The following is a 15515-nucleotide window of genomic DNA, read 5'->3' as shown; positions in this document are numbered from 1 at the left end:
TCGACTGAGGACAATGGAGAACGCCATGACCCTCGTTCCGCACCTCATCGGCGGCACGGCCGACGCCCCCGCCGAGACCCGCAGCGCCGACATCGTGAACCCGGCGACGGGTGAAACCGTGGGCCGCGTCCCGCTCGCCAGCCGCGCCACCGTGGAATCGGCCATCGCCGCCGCCGAGGCCGCCTTCCCGGCGTGGCGGGCGACGCCGCCGGCCAAGCGGGCACGGGTAATGTTCCGCTTCCGCCAATTGCTGGAGGACAACGCCGACCGCATCTGCGCGGCGATCACGCGGGAACACGGCAAGACTCTGGAGGACGCCCGCGGCGAACTGACCCGCGGCATCGAGAACGTCGAATACGCCTGCGGCATCGCCGATCTGCTGAAGGGCGAGCATTCCAAGAACGTCGGGCCGGGCATCGACAGCTGGTCGGAGTTCCAGCCGCTGGGCGTCGTGGCGGGCATCACGCCCTTCAACTTCCCGGCCATGGTCCCGCTGTGGATGTTCCCGGTCGCCGTGGCCTGCGGCAACAGCTTCATCCTGAAGCCGTCGGAGCGTGATCCGAGCGCTTCCCTGCTCGTCGCGCAGCTGGCCCAGGAGGCGGGCCTGCCGCCGGGCGTGCTGAACGTCGTCCACGGCGACAAGGAGGCGGTCGACACGCTGCTGACCGACCCGCGCGTCCAGGCGGTCAGCTTCGTCGGCTCCACGCCGGTTGCCGAATACGTCTACGCCACCGGCACCGCCCATGGGAAACGGGTGCAGGCGTTGGGCGGGGCCAAGAACCACGCCATCGTCATGCCCGACGCCGACCTCGACAACGCGGTCAGTGCGATCATGGGGGCGGCCTACGGCTCCTGCGGGGAGCGCTGCATGGCGATCTCCGTGGTCGTCGCGGTGGGCGACGCGACCGCCGACCGTGTGGTGGCGATGCTGGCGGAGCAGGTGCGCGGCCTGACGGTGGGGGCAGGGACCGGCACCGGCTGCGACATGGGTCCACTGGTCACCCGCGCCCATTTCGAGAAGGTGAAGGGGTACGTGGACCAAGGCGTCGCCGAAGGGGCGGAACTGGTCGTCGACGGCCGCGGGCTGGTGGTGCCGGGGCACGAGGGCGGCTTCTTCCTCGGCGGCTGCCTGTTCGACCGGGTGACGCCGGACATGAGCGTCTACCGGGAAGAGATCTTCGGCCCGGTCCTCTGCGTCGTGCGCGTGAAGACGATGCAGGAGGGCATGGACCTGATCGACGCCCACGAGTACGGCAACGGCACCTGCCTGTTCACCCGCGACGGCGAGGCCGCGCGCTACTTCACCGACGCGATCAAGGTCGGCATGGTCGGCGTCAACGTGCCGCTTCCGGTGCCGGTGTCCTACCACAGCTTCGGCGGCTGGAAGCGGTCGCTGTTCGGCGATCTGGCGGCCTACGGGCCGGACGGCGTGCGCTTCTACACCCGGCGCAAGACGATCACCCAGCGCTGGCCGGCGGGCGGCGTGCGCGAAGGCGCGCAGTTCTCCTTCCCGTCGATGAAGTGAGGGAAGCGTAATTCCCTCTCCCCTCCGCTCACGCGCAAACGAAGTTTGCGCTGACGCGACAGGCGGACCTGTGGTCCGCCGAAAGCGGGGAGAGGGTTGGGGTGAGGGGGGTGCGCTTGTGCCGGACGTACCGGAAACGCACAACCCCCTCACCGGCCCTTCGGGCCACCCTCTCCCCAGGGGGAGAGGGCTAAATTGCGGTCCGCTGTCCGCTGCTACATCAGCGGCAGGCCGTCCTTGAACGCGGCCTTCACGTCAGTGCCCCGCACCTCGGCCAACCGCAGCCAGTCGAGGAAATCGCCGTGCCGCTCGACATGGGCGGCCAGCCCCAGCGTGTGTTCGCGAGCCAAGCGCTCCGCCAGTTCGCCGTCGCGCCGCTCCAGCGCCCGGATGATGTCACGGTGCTCGTGCATCGACTGTTCGGCCCGGTTGTCCTGCCGGATCGACAGCTTGCGGATGGCCCGCATGTGGATGAACAGGTTGTCGGTCAGCGTCTCCAGGATGCGCGCCCGGCTGAGGCGGATGATCGCCTTGTGGAACTCGATGTTGGCGTCGGAGTATTCCTGGATGTTGTCGGAGGGCGCCTGTTCCTCGAAGCTGCGGAAGATGTCCCACAGCATGTTGATGTCCTCCGCGGTGGCGCGTTCGGCGGCAAGGCGGGTCGCCATGCTCTCCAGCGCCGCCCAGGCGATGATCATCTCGATGATCTCGGTCTTGGTCTTGCGGACGACGTAGATCCCGCGCCGCGGCTCCAGCCGTACCAGACCTTCCTGCTCCAGCAGGGTCAGGGCCTCGCGGATCGGGGTCCGGCTGACGCCCAGCAGGCCGCTGAGCTGGCGTTCGTCCAGCCGGACGTCGCCGGGGTGGTCGTAGATGTCCATCTGGATGATGGCCTGCTTCAGCTTTCGGTAGACTTGGTTGCGGAAGGTGGCACCGGAGTCCAACGGTTGGACGGACAGTTCGGGTGGCGGCATCGGGCTGCTCCTTCAATGGGGCGGATGGCCGGGGGATCACCCGACGAAGCGGTTCCGGTTCAAATGCTCCTCCACGCGCTTCACGCCGCTCACGCCGCTCGCCGCGGTGTGCAGGGCGCGGCGCTGCTCCTCGCTGTCGACCATGCCCCAGAGCTGCACGACCCCGTCGTTGACGACGATGTTGATCCGATTGAGGTCCACCCAGGACTGTCCGTCCAACGCCTCCAGCAGCGCGGCGCGGATCGCCTCGTCGCCGGACGCGCCGAAACCGGCGGCGCTACGCCGGTTGCGGAGCAGCCCGTGCAGCAGGTTGGCCCGGCTGATGATGCCGACCGGGCGGCCGTCGACCAGGACGGGGGCGCGCTTGATCCGCTTGTCCTCCATCAGGTCCGCGATCTCCGCGATCTCCGCGTCGGGCGCGACGGCGTGAACCGGGCGCGACATGACGTCGCGCGCGCAGCGCCCATGCGTCTTCAGGAAGTCGGCGGCCTGCACGTTGCGGCCCACCAGCATCTCCAGCCAGCGGGCGCGCGGCCGGTCGGTTCCCGTCTCCACCCGGCGCAGAAGGTCCCCCTCGCTGATGACGCCGACCGCGCGGCCGTCCTGGTCGACGACCGGCAAGCCGCTGATCCGATGGGTCAAAAGCAGTTCGGCGATGTCCGGCACGGGGGTGTCCAGCGCCACCGTGATGACCGGCGATGTCATGACATCCTTCGCTTGCATCTCGACGTTCCTCCCTGAACTGGCGGTGCGGAGCCTGTGTCCGGCTCCTGCTGCGTATCTGGTATACGAAATTCTATGTTTCTTGTCCCTTGCTCTCCAACGGACTTTGCGCCATCTCTGCTGCATTGCAACATGAGTGTGGTCAGAGTTCGGAGTTCTACATGTTGGAGAGTCTTGCCGTCGTGTTCGCCCTGGCCGGGTTGGCCGCCGTGGTGACGGAGATTTTGCGGAACGATCCTGGCCTCATCTCCGAGATCACCAGCGACGTGCGCGCCATGGCCCTGCCGGGCCGTTTCCGGGCGGTCCGGGGCAACCGCTGCCGCGAGCCCCGTCGCTCCTCCTGCTGCTGAAACCTCTTCAAGCCGGATCGGTCTCCACCAAGGCGCGGCGGCGGTTGATGCTGCGGGCCATCAGGAAGCCGGCCGTCATCACCCCCAGCGCCGCGACGAAGGGCGCCGTACCGGTCAGCACCGGCAGGCTTTCCGTCACGTTGGAGTGGATGCTCGGGTCGGTGAGGATGACCTCCGCCGCGATGTAGCCGAGCAGTCCGGCGCCGGCATAGACCAGGGCCGGCAGACGTTCGATGGCCTTCAGGATCAGGGTGCTGCCGAAGACGATCAGCGGAATGCTGATGGCCAGCCCCAGGATCAGCAGGACCGTGTTGCCGTGCGAGGCGGCGGCGATGGCGATGACGTTGTCCAGGCTCATCACCGCGTCGGCGATCACGATGGTGCGGACCACCCCCCACAGACCGGCGGAGGTGCCGTCATGCTCCGCCTGCGCCTCCTCCTCGGTGGGCAGCATCAGCTTGATGGCGATCCAGAACAGCAGTGCCCCGCCAATGATCTTCAGGTACGGGATGGCCAGCAGGTAGGCGATGATGACGGCGAACAGCACGCGCAGCACGATGGCCGCCCCGGTGCCGAGGAAGACGCCGATCTTCTGTTGTTTCGGCGGCAGCGAGCGGCAAGCCAGCGCGATGACGAGCGCGTTGTCACCGCTGAGCAGGATGTCGATCCAGATGATCTGGAGCAGAGCGATCATGAAATCGGACGTGTCCATCGTCCCGAACCCCCCGATGTGAGAAGAAATCCCCCCGCCGGTCGTCCCGTCCCGGACGCCGGCGGGGGAGTGGGTGGAGCTGGTTCACCGGGATGACCTATTTCACGGGCATGACCTGGGTCCCGCCGTCCTGCCGGGACTGGCGCTTGCGCAGCAGGGCGGAGATCAGCGGCCAGAACAGCATGACCAGCGCCAGGGTGACGATGCTGCCGACCAGCGGGTTGGACCAGAAGATCGCCAGATCGCCCTGCGACACCAGCATGGCCTGCCGGAAGGAGCTTTCCGCCATGTCGCCCAGCACCAGCGCCAGAACCAGCGGGGCCAGCGGGTAGGACAGCTTCTTGAAGACGTATCCGACGACGCCGAACACCAGCATCATGACGATGTCGAGGAAGGCGTTGTGCACCGTGTAGGCGCCGACCGCACAGATCACCACGATGACCGGCGCGATGATGCTGAAGGGGATGCGCAGGATCGAGGCGAAGACCGGAACCGTGGTCAGCACGACGATCAGGCCGGCGATGTTGCCCAGATACATGCTGGCGATCAGGCCCCAGACGAACTCCTTCTGCTCGACGAACAGCAGCGGGCCGGGCTGGAGTCCCCAGATCAGCAGGCCGCCCAGCAGCACCGCCGCGGTGGGCGAGCCGGGGATGCCCAGCGTCAGCATGGGCAGCAGCGCGCTGGTCCCGGCGGCGTGGGCCGCGGTCTCCGGAGCGACCACGCCCTCCACCTCGCCGTTGCCGAAATTCTGGCGGTTCTTGGAGAAGCGCTTGGCGAGGCCGTAGCTCATGAAGGAGGCGGGGGTGGCGCCGCCGGGCGTGATGCCCATCCAGCAGCCGACGATGGAGCCGCGGATGGCGGTGACCCAGTAGCGGGGCAGGCTCTTCCAGGTCTCCCACACGACCTTGGCGTTGATCTTGGCGCTCTTGCCCTTGAAGGCGAGGCCCTCCTCCATGGTCAGGAGGATCTCGCCGATGCCGAACAGGCCGATGACCGCGATCAGGAAGTCGAAGCCGCGCAGCAGCTCCACCGAGCCGAAGGTCATACGCAGTTCGCCGGTCACGCTGTCCAGGCCGACCGCGGCCAGCGCGAAGCCCAGCATCATGGCGCACAGCACCTTGAACGGGGATTCGCTGCCCATGCCGACGAAACTGCAGAAGGTCAGAAGCTGGACCGCGAAGAACTCCGCCGGGCCGAAGCGCAGGGCGAAGCCGGCGATCACCGGGGCCAGGAAGGTGATGAGCAGGACCGCCACGAACGCCCCGAAGAAGGACGAGGTGAAGGCCGCCGTCAGCGCCTCGCCCGCGTGGCCCTTCTGCGCCATGGGATGGCCGTCGAAGGTGGTCGCCACCGACCATGGCTCACCCGGTATGTTGAACAGGACCGAGGTGATGGCCCCGCCGAACAACGCCCCCCAATAGATGCAGGAGAGCATGATGATGGCGGAGGTCGGCGACATGCTGAAGGTCAGGGGCAGCAGGATCGCCACCCCGTTCGCCCCGCCCAGCCCAGGCAGCACGCCGATCAGGACGCCCAGCGTGATGCCGATGAACATGTAGGCGATGTTCATGGGGTCGGCGAGCACGCCGAACCCGTGTATGAGTGACCCGAGCGCTTCCAAGTTTCCCTCCCTTTCCGGCATCCGCGCCCGTTCCGTTTGGAAGCGTCGCGTCTTGAGCGCGCAGGACGGGGTTCATCCCCGCCGCATGGGCTGGTTCGTCGCGGATGCCCGCCGCTGCTTCGGTGTGCGCGGCCGTTCCCGCGGCCGCCCCGGCTTTTAAAAAACTGGACTGGTCAGAACCCGAGCATCGTCTCCACCGGCCCCTTGGGAAGCGGAACCAGGAACCAGATCTCGAACATCACGAAGAGGCCCGCGGGCACGAGGATGGCGACGGGCAGGATCGTCTTGATCGGGTACTTGCCCACCCAGTGCATGAAGAAGGCGATGAACAGCATCGCCGACAGATAGATGCCCAGGAAGGCGGTGAGGATCACGAAGACGACGCTGGGGACCAGCACCTGGAGAACCAGGGCGAGCTGGTGTTTCTCGACGAAGGCGGTGCGTTCGCCGCTGTGGCGCCAGATGTTGACGGCCAGCGTCGCCAGACTGCTGACCAGCATGATCAGGCCGACATAGAAGGGGAAGTAGCCGGCCTTCGGCCCGTCGGCCCCCCAGCCGTTGCCGACGCGGATGCTGTCGGCCATCACCACGAGGGCGACGAGGGCGAACAGCCCGGCGACGACGATCTCCATGGTCCGGTTCGAGACGACCGGATCACTGTTCTGTGTCCCATGCTCCATGGCTCACTCCCACGAAAACCCGAAAGGTGGGGGAGGGCGCCCGGGGCGCGATGCCCCGGGGGCCGCGCGTCGGACGAGGAGGGCTATTGTTTGGTGAAGCCCGCCTTGTCCATCAGGGTCTTGTGCTGGGTTTCCGCCGCAGCGAGCCAGCTTTTGAAGTCATCGCCGGTCTTGAAGCTGACGTTGAAGGCCCCCTTCGCCATGAAGTCCTTCCATTCCTCCGTCTCGCGGACCTTCTTGAAGAGGTCCACGTAATAGGCGATCTGGTCCGGCGTGACGCCCGGCCCCATGAAGATGCCGCGCAGCATGGTGTATTCCACGTCCAGCCCGGATTCCTTGCAGGTCGGGATGCTGTTCCACGACTTGCCGTCGGCCACCGGCTCCTTCAAAGGGATGCGCTCCTTGTCGAAGACGCAGAGAGGCCGCAGCGCGCCGGCCCGCCATTGCGACACCGCCTCGATCGGGTTGTTGACGCTGGCGTTGATGTGGTTGCCGACGAGCTGGGCCGCCACATCGCCGCCGCCCTTGTAGGGGACGTAGGTGAAGGTGACGCCCGCCGACTGCTCGATGGCGGCGGTGATGATCTGGTCCTCCTGCTTGGACCCGGTGCCGCCCATCTTGAAGCGGTTGGCGCCGCCCTCCTTGGCGGCCTCGACGAACTCCTTGGCGGATTTCTGCGGGGCCTCGCTGTTCACCCACAGGACGAAGTTGTCCAGCGCCAGCATCGCCACCGGGGTCATGTCCTTCCAGGAGAAGGGAACGCCGGTCGCCAGGGGCGTGGTGAACAGGTTGGACAGGGTGATGATGATCTTGTGCGGGTTGCGGTTCGACGATTTGACGTCGAGGAAGCCTTCCGCACCGGCACCGCCCGACTTGTTGATGACGACGATGGGCTGGCCCATCAGGTTGTTCTTCTGAATGATGCCCTGGATCATCCGCGCCATCTGGTCGGCGCCGCCGCCGGTTCCCGCCGGGACGACGAATTCGACCGACTTGGTCGGCTCCCAGGCGGCCTGGGCCGCGTTGGGGATCAGCAGAAGGCCGAGCGCGCCGGCCAGGGCCGTTCCGCTTGCGAGCCTTCTTCTTGGCGTGTTTTTAAAAGCGAAGGAGTCAAAAGGGGTCTTCCGCGCGCAGCGCGGGCGCTGTACGTCCTTCATGCCTCATTCCTTCCCTTTTGGGTGGCCGGGCTTCCGTCGGCACGGCTCATCATTTTTGGGTTGTCCGGCGAGACGGATTGTTTGTCCATCAAACTGTCCGTGTGGCGTATGGTATGTGGCATCCCAGCTTTCTTCAACAGGAATGTCACAAGACGACCGGGCCCAATCATCGGGTGCGGCGCCAGAATCCATCGAAAATCGATGGCTAAATTCTTGTACTTCACAGCAAATTCAGGAAACCGCCGGAAGAGTTAACTCTTTCGTGCTAACGCTTAAATTCGAGGAACTACTCCATTCGTTGAGGGCAATCCTGTGACGGATTTGGCGCACTTCAAAAACTAATTATCCTAAAATCGAACCATTTAAGGCCACACGGGGCTGGCTAGGCTCCGGTCCTGTCGAAAACGATTGAGCGCACAGCAAGCGGGACGGCGCGATCCGCGCACATTCCCGCCCACCGCCACAAACGTGGCGCTGTAAAAAAAGGAAAGAGTGAAAGACCATGGAACATATGGCCATTGAGCTTGATCATCAGAACCACGCCGACACGACCGGTTTTGTCGGTGATTCTGCTGCCGATCCGTTCCAGGCTGTTGTCGACAGCATCACCCCGGTGACCGCCGACAGCGCCACGACGCCGGACTCAATTCTCCATCTCCAGGCACTCCAGACCACCGCACAGCCTCTGGCGCTGGCCGACGCCACGGCCGCTGCCGCTGCCACCGCCAAGATCGTCGTGAACGCCTCCGGCACCGCCGCGGGCGGCGTCTCGCCCCATTTCAAGCTGCTGGTGGACGGCGCCGTGGTCGGCGAAGGCACCGCGGCCGGCGATGCCAAGGATTTCTCCTTCGACGCCAACGTGACCGCCGACCAGGCGCACAAGATTCAGATCCAGTACGACAACGACGGCGCCGTCGATGGGCAGGACCGCAACCTGACGGTCAACGCCATCTCCATCAACGGCCACAAGGTCGCTCCGACCGATCCGTACGTCACCTATGACAAGGGTGCGCTCGACGGCAAGGACGTCGTCCCGGGTCAGGCAAACATGTGGTGGAACGGCACGCTGGCCGTCGCCGCGCCGAAGGAGTTCTTCGCGACGACCGCCGCCGCGGCCCCGGCCGCCCCCACGGCGCCGACCTCCGGCACGTCGGACTACCCGTCCACCCCGGCCTCGCAGATCTACTACGTCGATGCGACCAACGGCAGCGACAGCAACTCCGGCCATGCCGCGAACCAGGCCTGGAAGTCGCTGGACAAGGTGAACTCCACCAGCTTCGCCGCCGGTTCGTTGATCCTGTTCGAGCGTGGCGAGACCTGGCACGACAGCCTGCTGGCCTCGACCTCCGGCACCTCCGACAAGCCGATCGTCTACGGCGCCTATGGCACCGGCGCCAACCCGGTGATCCAGGCCTCCAGCGGCTCCAGCTACGCCGTCAGCCTGAACAACAAGGACAACATCACCTTCGACAGCCTGACCATGAAAGGCTCCGGCGATGCCGGCCTGCAGCTCAACGGCGGCGCCGACAACGTGAAGGTCACCAACTCGCAGATCCTGGACAACCGGGGTTCGGGCGTCGTCATCAGCGGCACCTCCCACGGGCTGCGGATTGATCATTCCACGATCGACGGCAACGGTGCCTACGGCATCGTGCATTACTCCGCCGACAACGCCGACCAGTACTTCACCAACAACACCATCAGCGACAACGGCTGGCGGACCGACGGTGTGTATTCGGGCTGGAACGGCCGCATCCTGAGCGGCGAGATCGCCGGCAACACGATCTTCAACAACGGCGCCGGCGGCGGCGACGGCCGGTCGCACGGGCTGTACCACGACCACAGCCAGGCCAACAGCACGCTGAAGATCCACGACAACACGATCTACGACAACCCGCGCGGCGCCGGCATCCTCGCCAAGTCGAGCACCGAGATCTACGACAACACCATCTACGGCAACGCCAACGTCGGCATCTCGGTCGGCCAGAACCAGGGCACCAGCGTCACCTACAAGATCTACGGCAACGAGATCTTCAACAACAACGGTGGCATCATGGAGCACCTGAAGGGCGCCGGGTCGATCACGCTCGACGTGCACGACAACATCTTCAACAACAACAACGGCCGCTCCGCGGTGTCCATCGCCGACAGCATCAGCCAGAACGTCGTCAACAACACCATCTCCTCGGCCTCCAAGGCCAGCCCAACCGCGTAAGGACGGGTTCTCTCTCCATCGTTTCGGCGACGACCGCGCCCGGCCATTCTTTGGCCGGGCGTCGGTGCGTTCGGATGCCGGCGATCACCAGTGCAGGAAGACGCCCACGTCGCCCGGCATGCCGCCGGGATAGCTCAGAATCTGGGCGCGCAGCTTGTAGCCGGCGGGGCGCAGATACCGGTCGTAATTGTCGTAGACCTCCCGCGCGAAACCGGTGAGGCTGTCCGGCCAGTCGGGCTCGAAATTGTTGATCGCCCGGCCGCCGTCGCTGCAATAGCTGCTGGGAAAGCGCACGATCTCGATTTCGGTTGCCCCGCGTTCCGCCGCCGCGCTCACGGCGCGGGTGAAGCGCTCCTTGGTGTCCGGGCGGAGGTGCTGGTGCATGAAGGCGTCGTGGATCGCGCTCTGCTCCTCCTGCCTTTTCTTCTCAAGCTCCTGCGCCTCCTTCCGCCGCGCCATCTCCTGCGCCTCGGTGATCGCGTGGAGATCCTTGGGTGTGATGAGGTCGCCGCCAAGCGGGGAGATCGGAGGGGTGGAAGGACCATCTGCGGGCATGTCGCATGTCTCCCGGTAGAAGGCCGCTGGCCTTGTCGGTTCGGAATGCGGTTCGTTTCAGGGACGTCCTGAACGCCGCAAGGCGGCCCGCATGATCCCGGCGGGACGCGCGTCATGCAGGGTGGCACGCGGAACGGCCGCGCGTCCATCATCGGCGCACGACAAAGCCGCCGCCGGGATCGGCGGCGGCTGAAGCGCCTGGAAACGATGAAACAGCGTCTTGGAGTGAGAGCCGGGAGGGCGGCGGGCCTCCGCTTATCCGAAGATCGCCAGCCCGATCACCGTCGCGGCGAAGGCCCCCACGGCCGAGGCAAGGGCGGCAATGATGGTGGGGGCGTGCGACTTGGCCGACTTCACCTTCAGCGCGTCATCGAAGCCGCGCAGCGTCGTGTCCATGCGGACAAGGAAAACCTCCAGCCCGGCCACCCGTTCCTGAAGGCTGTGGAGCGCGTCCGACAGGGCGGCCTGCTGGGCCGCGGCGGCGCCGGCTCCGGCCTGACCGGCAGCGATGCGCTCCTGCGTCTCGCGCAGCAGCCGGGCGATGCCCTGCTGGCCGGCGGCGATCTGCTGATGGTCACGGCGGGCGGCGTCCAGCCCGGCGCCGATGCGCACCAGATGCGGGGCGAGCGTGCGCTCCAGCAGCTTTTCCTCGGCGCTCGGCTGGGCGAAGGTGGCGATGGTGCCGGTGCTCGGCGCGGCGACCACCGCGACGACGCGCGTGGGGTCGAGCCCGGCCGGAATCTCAAGCTCGGCTTCGAAGGCGTGGTGCCCGTCGCCGAAGTTGCCGCCCACCAGATCCTCGCGCGGGCGGTCGGCCAGCGCGCGCCCCAGAACCACGCTGCGCCCGTCCGGCAGTTCGGCGCGGAACTCCACCGTCAAGCGGTCGGTGGGGTAGGAGCGGTCCCAGGCCCAGCCGTAGATCCGTCCGGCCTGGACGGCGTCCACGCGGCCTTCGATGACGGACGCCGCAGGCTCCGTCGCGACGGGGATGGAGGAAACGGTGTCGGGCGTGGCGACGTCGGGCATGGCGGACACTCGTGAGTAAGCGGTCGAAGAAACGGGAACGGGGCGCCGGCCCCGGAGAAAACGCTCTCCGGCACCGGCGCCCCTCTTTGCGGCAACCGCCGTCAGGCCGCCTTGCGCTGCGGCGACTTGCGCGCGGTCGGGCTAGGCATGCGGTGCGGGATGTAGTTCTCGTCCAGGAACTCCCGCATGTCGCGGTAGCGCTGATAGAAGGTGCGGTTGAACTTCTCGAACAGGCTCTGGTCCCAGTATTCCTCCAGGACGAAAGGCTTGTCCGAATAGACGTCGTAGCAGGGGATCGCGAAGGTTTCCGCGAATTCCGCCGTGCGGCTGTCGTAGCTGAAATAGACCGACGGCGTGCCGTTCGACAGCGCCATCAGGTTGCCGTGCAGGCGGTAGCCCAGCACGAGATCCTTCGAGCGCACGATGCTCTCATAGTCGGCCACCACGTCCGAATACCACAGGCGCGAGCGGTACAGCTCGTCCAGTTCCTCGTCGAAGTACCAGTTCTTCAGCCAGTTGTTGTTGTGCAGCTCGTCCCAGGCTTCGGCCTTCTGCTCGTCGGTGCCCCAAAGCAGCTTCTTCTCCTCGACCTCGCCCTGCATCATCAGGACGGTGTCGAAGCGGCGGCTCATGTCCTTGACGAAGTCGCGGTGGCGGGTGAGGTAGGTCTTCACGTCCGGCGAATAGTGGCTGGACACCTCGCGGCGCATGGTGATGCCGACGTTGCGCACGCTGTCCAGCGACGGCAGGTCGATGCGCAGCTCCGGATCGCGGTTGCGGAAGGCGGTCGGGCAGCCGACGATGCGGACGTTCTTGATGCCGAGGTCCCACAGCACTTCGGCGGTGTAGGTGCCGCGCACGCCCAACGTCGTGGACTTGTCGGCGAACATCTGCCAGATGCGCTTGCTCTCGTCCGACAGCGTCAGCTTGCCGGTGGCCGGGGCCTGGGCGCCGACGCCGAAGGCGATGACCGGGATGCGCAGCTTGGACAGCACCTGCTCGGTGCCCTCCGGCCAGGTCATGTGGTCGTGGATGTAGTTCGACCCGCGCAGGAACACGTAATCGTATTCGGCGTTGGCCTTGTCCACCACCTCCTGCTTGAACTCGCGGATCTCGACGACGTCGAGACGGTCAAAGGTCAGCAGCTTCAGCGAAGAATCGTAGACGAAGGCGTCGCCGATGTTGTGGTAATGGTTAATGCTACGCTGAATGTTCTGGTAGCTGTACCACCGCACGCAGTCATGATCGTAGACTTCGCCGGAGGGAATCATGACTAGGATGTTAGCCAATTTAATTCTCCTGGGGTCGGGGTGGTGGAAGGTTGCAGGGTTCGGGTTTTATCTTGATTAATTTTAGCCGTCTTGGGACGGCTCAACCCGGATCATTATTCGGACCAGATCGCGATCTCTGGTCGGCTTGCAATTTTTCTGGGCAAGCCGGGTCAGGTAGAGCTGGGCGTTTCCATCCGTGTCCTCGAAATTCCGGCTTCTGGCGTCCGGATCGAGAATGGCCGGGTAGTAGAACGTCTCGTCCACGGCGCAATTCTTGTCGGTGAGCAACGGTGCCGCCCAGGCGAGGCGGGGGGCGGACCAGCCGATCAGGTCGGCGGAGGTCGACACCCACACGCCGGACACCGGCTCCGCCCCTTTGCGTTCCGCGCGCCGCCCGGCCATCACCGCAACGTAGAGGCCGCTCGGCGTGTGGCGGACGAGGCTGGTGACGGTGAAGGGCAGCCGGTCGGGCGGCAGCGGCGCGCAGACCGACGCCTCGGGATCGGCCTCGCCCTGGATGTAAGGGTCGCGGAAGCGGACGGTGAAGTCCCGCCCGTCCCACGCCCGCCAGGAGGCCGGATCGGCGAGGTCGCGGGTGCGCATCAGGCAGACCCCACGCTTCTGCGTGCCGATGGCCTCGGCGAAGGCCATGGCGTAGTACCAGCCGTCGCGCTCGACGATGTTGCTCGGCGCGAACAGCCCGGCCCGCTTCCCCAGATCGCCGCGGAAGCGGTAGGGCACCCCGGCGACGTAGCGCGCCGGCCCGAAGCTCTGCCCGCCGTCGTGCGAGACGGTGAGGGTCAGCGCGTTCCACCAGCAGGCCATGTAGTCGCCCGTCGGGCAGAGGTCGCGGCGCTTGTGGCCGTGATACTCGTTGTGGACCAGCCCGTAGACGGTCGTGCCGTCCAGCGTGTAGGGCGAGGTCAGCCAGCCCATGTCGTCGAAGCGCGCCGGGTCGTCGCGCTTGGCCGACTGGAAGACGATGCGGCAGGCGTGGCGCAGATCGTTCAGCGACGGGCCGCTGAGGACGCGCGCGCGGGTGTGTGCGGCGAGCAGCCGGACGCTGCCGTCCGCCGCCCTCCAGGCGCGCGCCGGGGCGTCCGGCACGTCCCAATCCTCGCAGGCATGGGTGCGGTGGTCGTAGACGGTCTCCAGCGTGGCGCCCGCGGGGACGCTGACGCGGAGGTCGGCGGCGTGCGCGGGGGGCGCGAGGAGGAAGGTGGCAAGGAGGATGCCGGCGTATTGCCCCCACCCTAACCCTCCCCCGCTGCGCAGGGGAGGGAACTTCGCCGCATGCCCCTCAAGCCCTCCCCTGCGCAGCGGGGGAGGGAGGGACCCGCGAAGCGGGAGGGTGGGGGCAAGGGGAATGCGCATCACGGCTTCTGCGCCACCGCCCGCTCGGGCATCGACACGGCACCGCCGCCAGCATTCGCAATCAGCGCGTCGAACACGTCGGCGTGGCGGCGGGCGCATTCCGCGCGGTCGATGGGGCGGCGGATGCGCATGCGCAGGCGGTCCCACAGGTCCGGCGTGGTCAGCGCCTCGGTCAGGCGGTCCACCAGATCCTCGACGCTGGCGTTGCGGAAATGCAGGCCGTCCACGCCGTGGGTCACCTTCTCGCCCATGCCGCCGATGTTGCTGGAGATGATCGGGCGGCCGTGCAGGAAGGCTTCCTGGATTACCACCGGCGAGTTCTCCCACCAGATGGAGGGCATCACCACCCAGTCCACATCCTTCATCAGGCCGGGCAGTTCGGCGGAACGGTAGCTGCCGTAGAAGCGCACGCGGTCGCCCGCACGCTCCACCGCCTCGTTGAACTTCTTCTGGTAGGCCTCGGGCTGGCGCTCCAGGTTGCCGCCGAAGATCATCAGCGCACCGTCCTCGCCCCACGCCTTCTCGGAGACGCGGCCGATCGCCTCGACCAGCACATGGGCGCCCTTGAACTCGGTGAGCTGGCCGAAGAAGGCGAAGCGGTTGCGCTTGCCGCCGCGGGCCAGCGGGCGGGGCGGGGCGATCCCCTCGACCGTCAGGCCGTTCTCGATCATGCGGAACTTCTCGCGGGGCAGGCCCCAGTCGACGTAGCGGTCGATCAGGAAGTTCGACGGGCTGACGTAGAAGTCCGCCTGCTCCAGGAAGGTCTTCAGGAACAGCTCGCGCTTGAAGAACTGCGCCTCGCCGATGTGCGGGAAGCAGCCGGCGCAGTCCGCCGGGCTGGCGCGGTAGCACAGCGTGTTGCGGCTGGTCTTCACCATCTGGCCGTGGTGGTGGCAGATGGACAGATACTCGTGGAAGGTCACCACGATCGGCACGCGGGGCAGCGCCTGCCGGATCGCCTGGATCGTCTCGATACCCAGACCCAGGAAATGGTGGAAGTTCACCACGTCCGGCTGAAGGTCGCGGACGTAGCGGACGAAGTCCTTCTCCAGCCCCGGCAGGTTGCGGTTCGACAGCCGGAAATGGTCGTAGTCGTTGGCGTAGTAGAGGACCTCCCGCTCCTTCTGGCGCAGCGCCATCAGGGCGGAGCTGCCGTGCGGCGTGACCGGCGGGGAGGTGCGGGCCAGATAATGGCTCTCCCATCCCGGCAGATCGTGCAGCCCCTGGTGCAGGTTGTAGGAGGCCACCTCCGCGCCGCCCAGCGAGAAGGCGGGATGGCCGTGGCTGATGATCAGGACGCGCTTGTTGCTCATGGTCGGGCCGATCTCG

14 protein-coding genes are annotated in these 15515 nt (G+C 66.5%); 3 read left to right on the top strand and 11 right to left on the bottom strand.

The annotated features are described in order from the left end of the window. Positions 1–25 precede the first annotated feature (25 nt). On the top strand, positions 26–1525 hold the full coding sequence (locus H0B54_RS18870) for a CoA-acylating methylmalonate-semialdehyde dehydrogenase (RefSeq protein ID WP_188261611.1): 1500 nt from the start codon (positions 26–28) through the stop codon (positions 1523–1525). Between the two features lie 215 nt (positions 1526–1740). Here the strand turns inward: H0B54_RS18870 and H0B54_RS18865 are convergent, their stop codons facing one another. After that, the gene (locus H0B54_RS18865) at positions 1741–2499 is read right to left on the bottom strand and encodes a GntR family transcriptional regulator (RefSeq protein WP_188261610.1); all 759 of its coding nucleotides are present in this window, start codon (positions 2497–2499) and stop codon (positions 1741–1743) included. Between the two features lie 36 nt (positions 2500–2535). Next, positions 2536–3204, bottom strand: coding sequence for a CBS domain-containing protein (locus H0B54_RS18860; RefSeq protein ID WP_246472613.1), 669 nt, complete (start codon positions 3202–3204; stop codon positions 2536–2538). A gap of 179 nt (positions 3205–3383) precedes the next feature. On the opposite strand from H0B54_RS18860, the gene H0B54_RS18855 reads away from it, so the two are divergent. Further along, positions 3384–3572, top strand: coding sequence for a hypothetical protein (locus H0B54_RS18855; RefSeq protein WP_188261608.1), 189 nt, complete (start codon positions 3384–3386; stop codon positions 3570–3572). Between the two features lie 7 nt (positions 3573–3579). Here the strand turns inward: H0B54_RS18855 and H0B54_RS18850 are convergent, their stop codons facing one another. From H0B54_RS18850 to H0B54_RS18835, 4 genes are all read right to left on the bottom strand, one after another. Beyond that, a complete protein-coding gene (locus tag H0B54_RS18850; RefSeq protein WP_188261607.1) occupies positions 3580–4284 on the bottom strand; it encodes a TerC family protein in 705 nt (234 codons plus the stop codon). A gap of 97 nt (positions 4285–4381) precedes the next feature. After that, on the bottom strand, positions 4382–5872 hold the full coding sequence (locus H0B54_RS18845; RefSeq protein ID WP_343068975.1) for a tripartite tricarboxylate transporter permease: 1491 nt from the start codon (positions 5870–5872) through the stop codon (positions 4382–4384). 209 nt (positions 5873–6081) lie between these two features. Then, entirely contained in the window at positions 6082–6588 is a 507-nt protein-coding gene (locus H0B54_RS18840; protein WP_094304542.1) for a tripartite tricarboxylate transporter TctB family protein, read from the bottom strand. A gap of 83 nt (positions 6589–6671) precedes the next feature. Next, positions 6672–7745 (bottom strand): Bug family tripartite tricarboxylate transporter substrate binding protein, encoded by a 1074-nt coding sequence (locus H0B54_RS18835; RefSeq protein WP_188261605.1) that lies wholly within the window; start codon positions 7743–7745, stop codon positions 6672–6674. Between the two features lie 502 nt (positions 7746–8247). Between H0B54_RS18835 and H0B54_RS18830 the strand changes: the two genes are divergently transcribed. After that, positions 8248–9960 carry a right-handed parallel beta-helix repeat-containing protein gene (locus H0B54_RS18830; RefSeq protein ID WP_188261604.1) on the top strand — a complete coding sequence of 571 codons (1713 nt, stop codon included), beginning with the start codon at positions 8248–8250 and terminating at the stop codon, positions 9958–9960. A gap of 84 nt (positions 9961–10044) precedes the next feature. Here the strand turns inward: H0B54_RS18830 and H0B54_RS18825 are convergent, their stop codons facing one another. The 5 genes from H0B54_RS18825 to H0B54_RS18805 all read right to left on the bottom strand — a co-directional run bounded on the left by H0B54_RS18825 (position 10045) and on the right by H0B54_RS18805 (position 15499). Next, positions 10045–10515: a hypothetical protein gene (locus H0B54_RS18825; RefSeq protein ID WP_188261603.1), complete on the bottom strand. Its 471-nt coding sequence runs from the start codon at positions 10513–10515 to the stop codon at positions 10045–10047. A 255-nt stretch (positions 10516–10770) separates the two neighbouring features. Beyond that, a complete protein-coding gene (locus H0B54_RS18820; RefSeq protein WP_188261602.1) occupies positions 10771–11541 on the bottom strand; it encodes a hypothetical protein in 771 nt (256 codons plus the stop codon). Between the two features lie 101 nt (positions 11542–11642). Further along, entirely contained in the window at positions 11643–12830 is a 1188-nt protein-coding gene (locus H0B54_RS18815; protein WP_188261601.1) for a polysaccharide pyruvyl transferase family protein, read from the bottom strand. A 63-nt stretch (positions 12831–12893) separates the two neighbouring features. Further along, positions 12894–14186, bottom strand: coding sequence for a hypothetical protein (locus tag H0B54_RS18810; protein WP_188261600.1), 1293 nt, complete (start codon positions 14184–14186; stop codon positions 12894–12896). Next, positions 14186–15499, bottom strand: coding sequence for a glycosyltransferase family 4 protein (locus H0B54_RS18805; protein WP_014241733.1), 1314 nt, complete (start codon positions 15497–15499; stop codon positions 14186–14188). Before H0B54_RS18805 ends, H0B54_RS18810 begins: the two co-directional genes overlap by 1 nt. Positions 15500–15515 lie beyond the last annotated feature (16 nt).

The organism is Azospirillum tabaci, assembly GCF_014596085.1.
Lineage (GTDB): Bacteria > Pseudomonadota > Alphaproteobacteria > Azospirillales > Azospirillaceae > Azospirillum > Azospirillum tabaci.
Note: the sequence above shows the minus strand (reverse complement) of the source record. Positions and strands in the feature narration are given on the sequence as shown.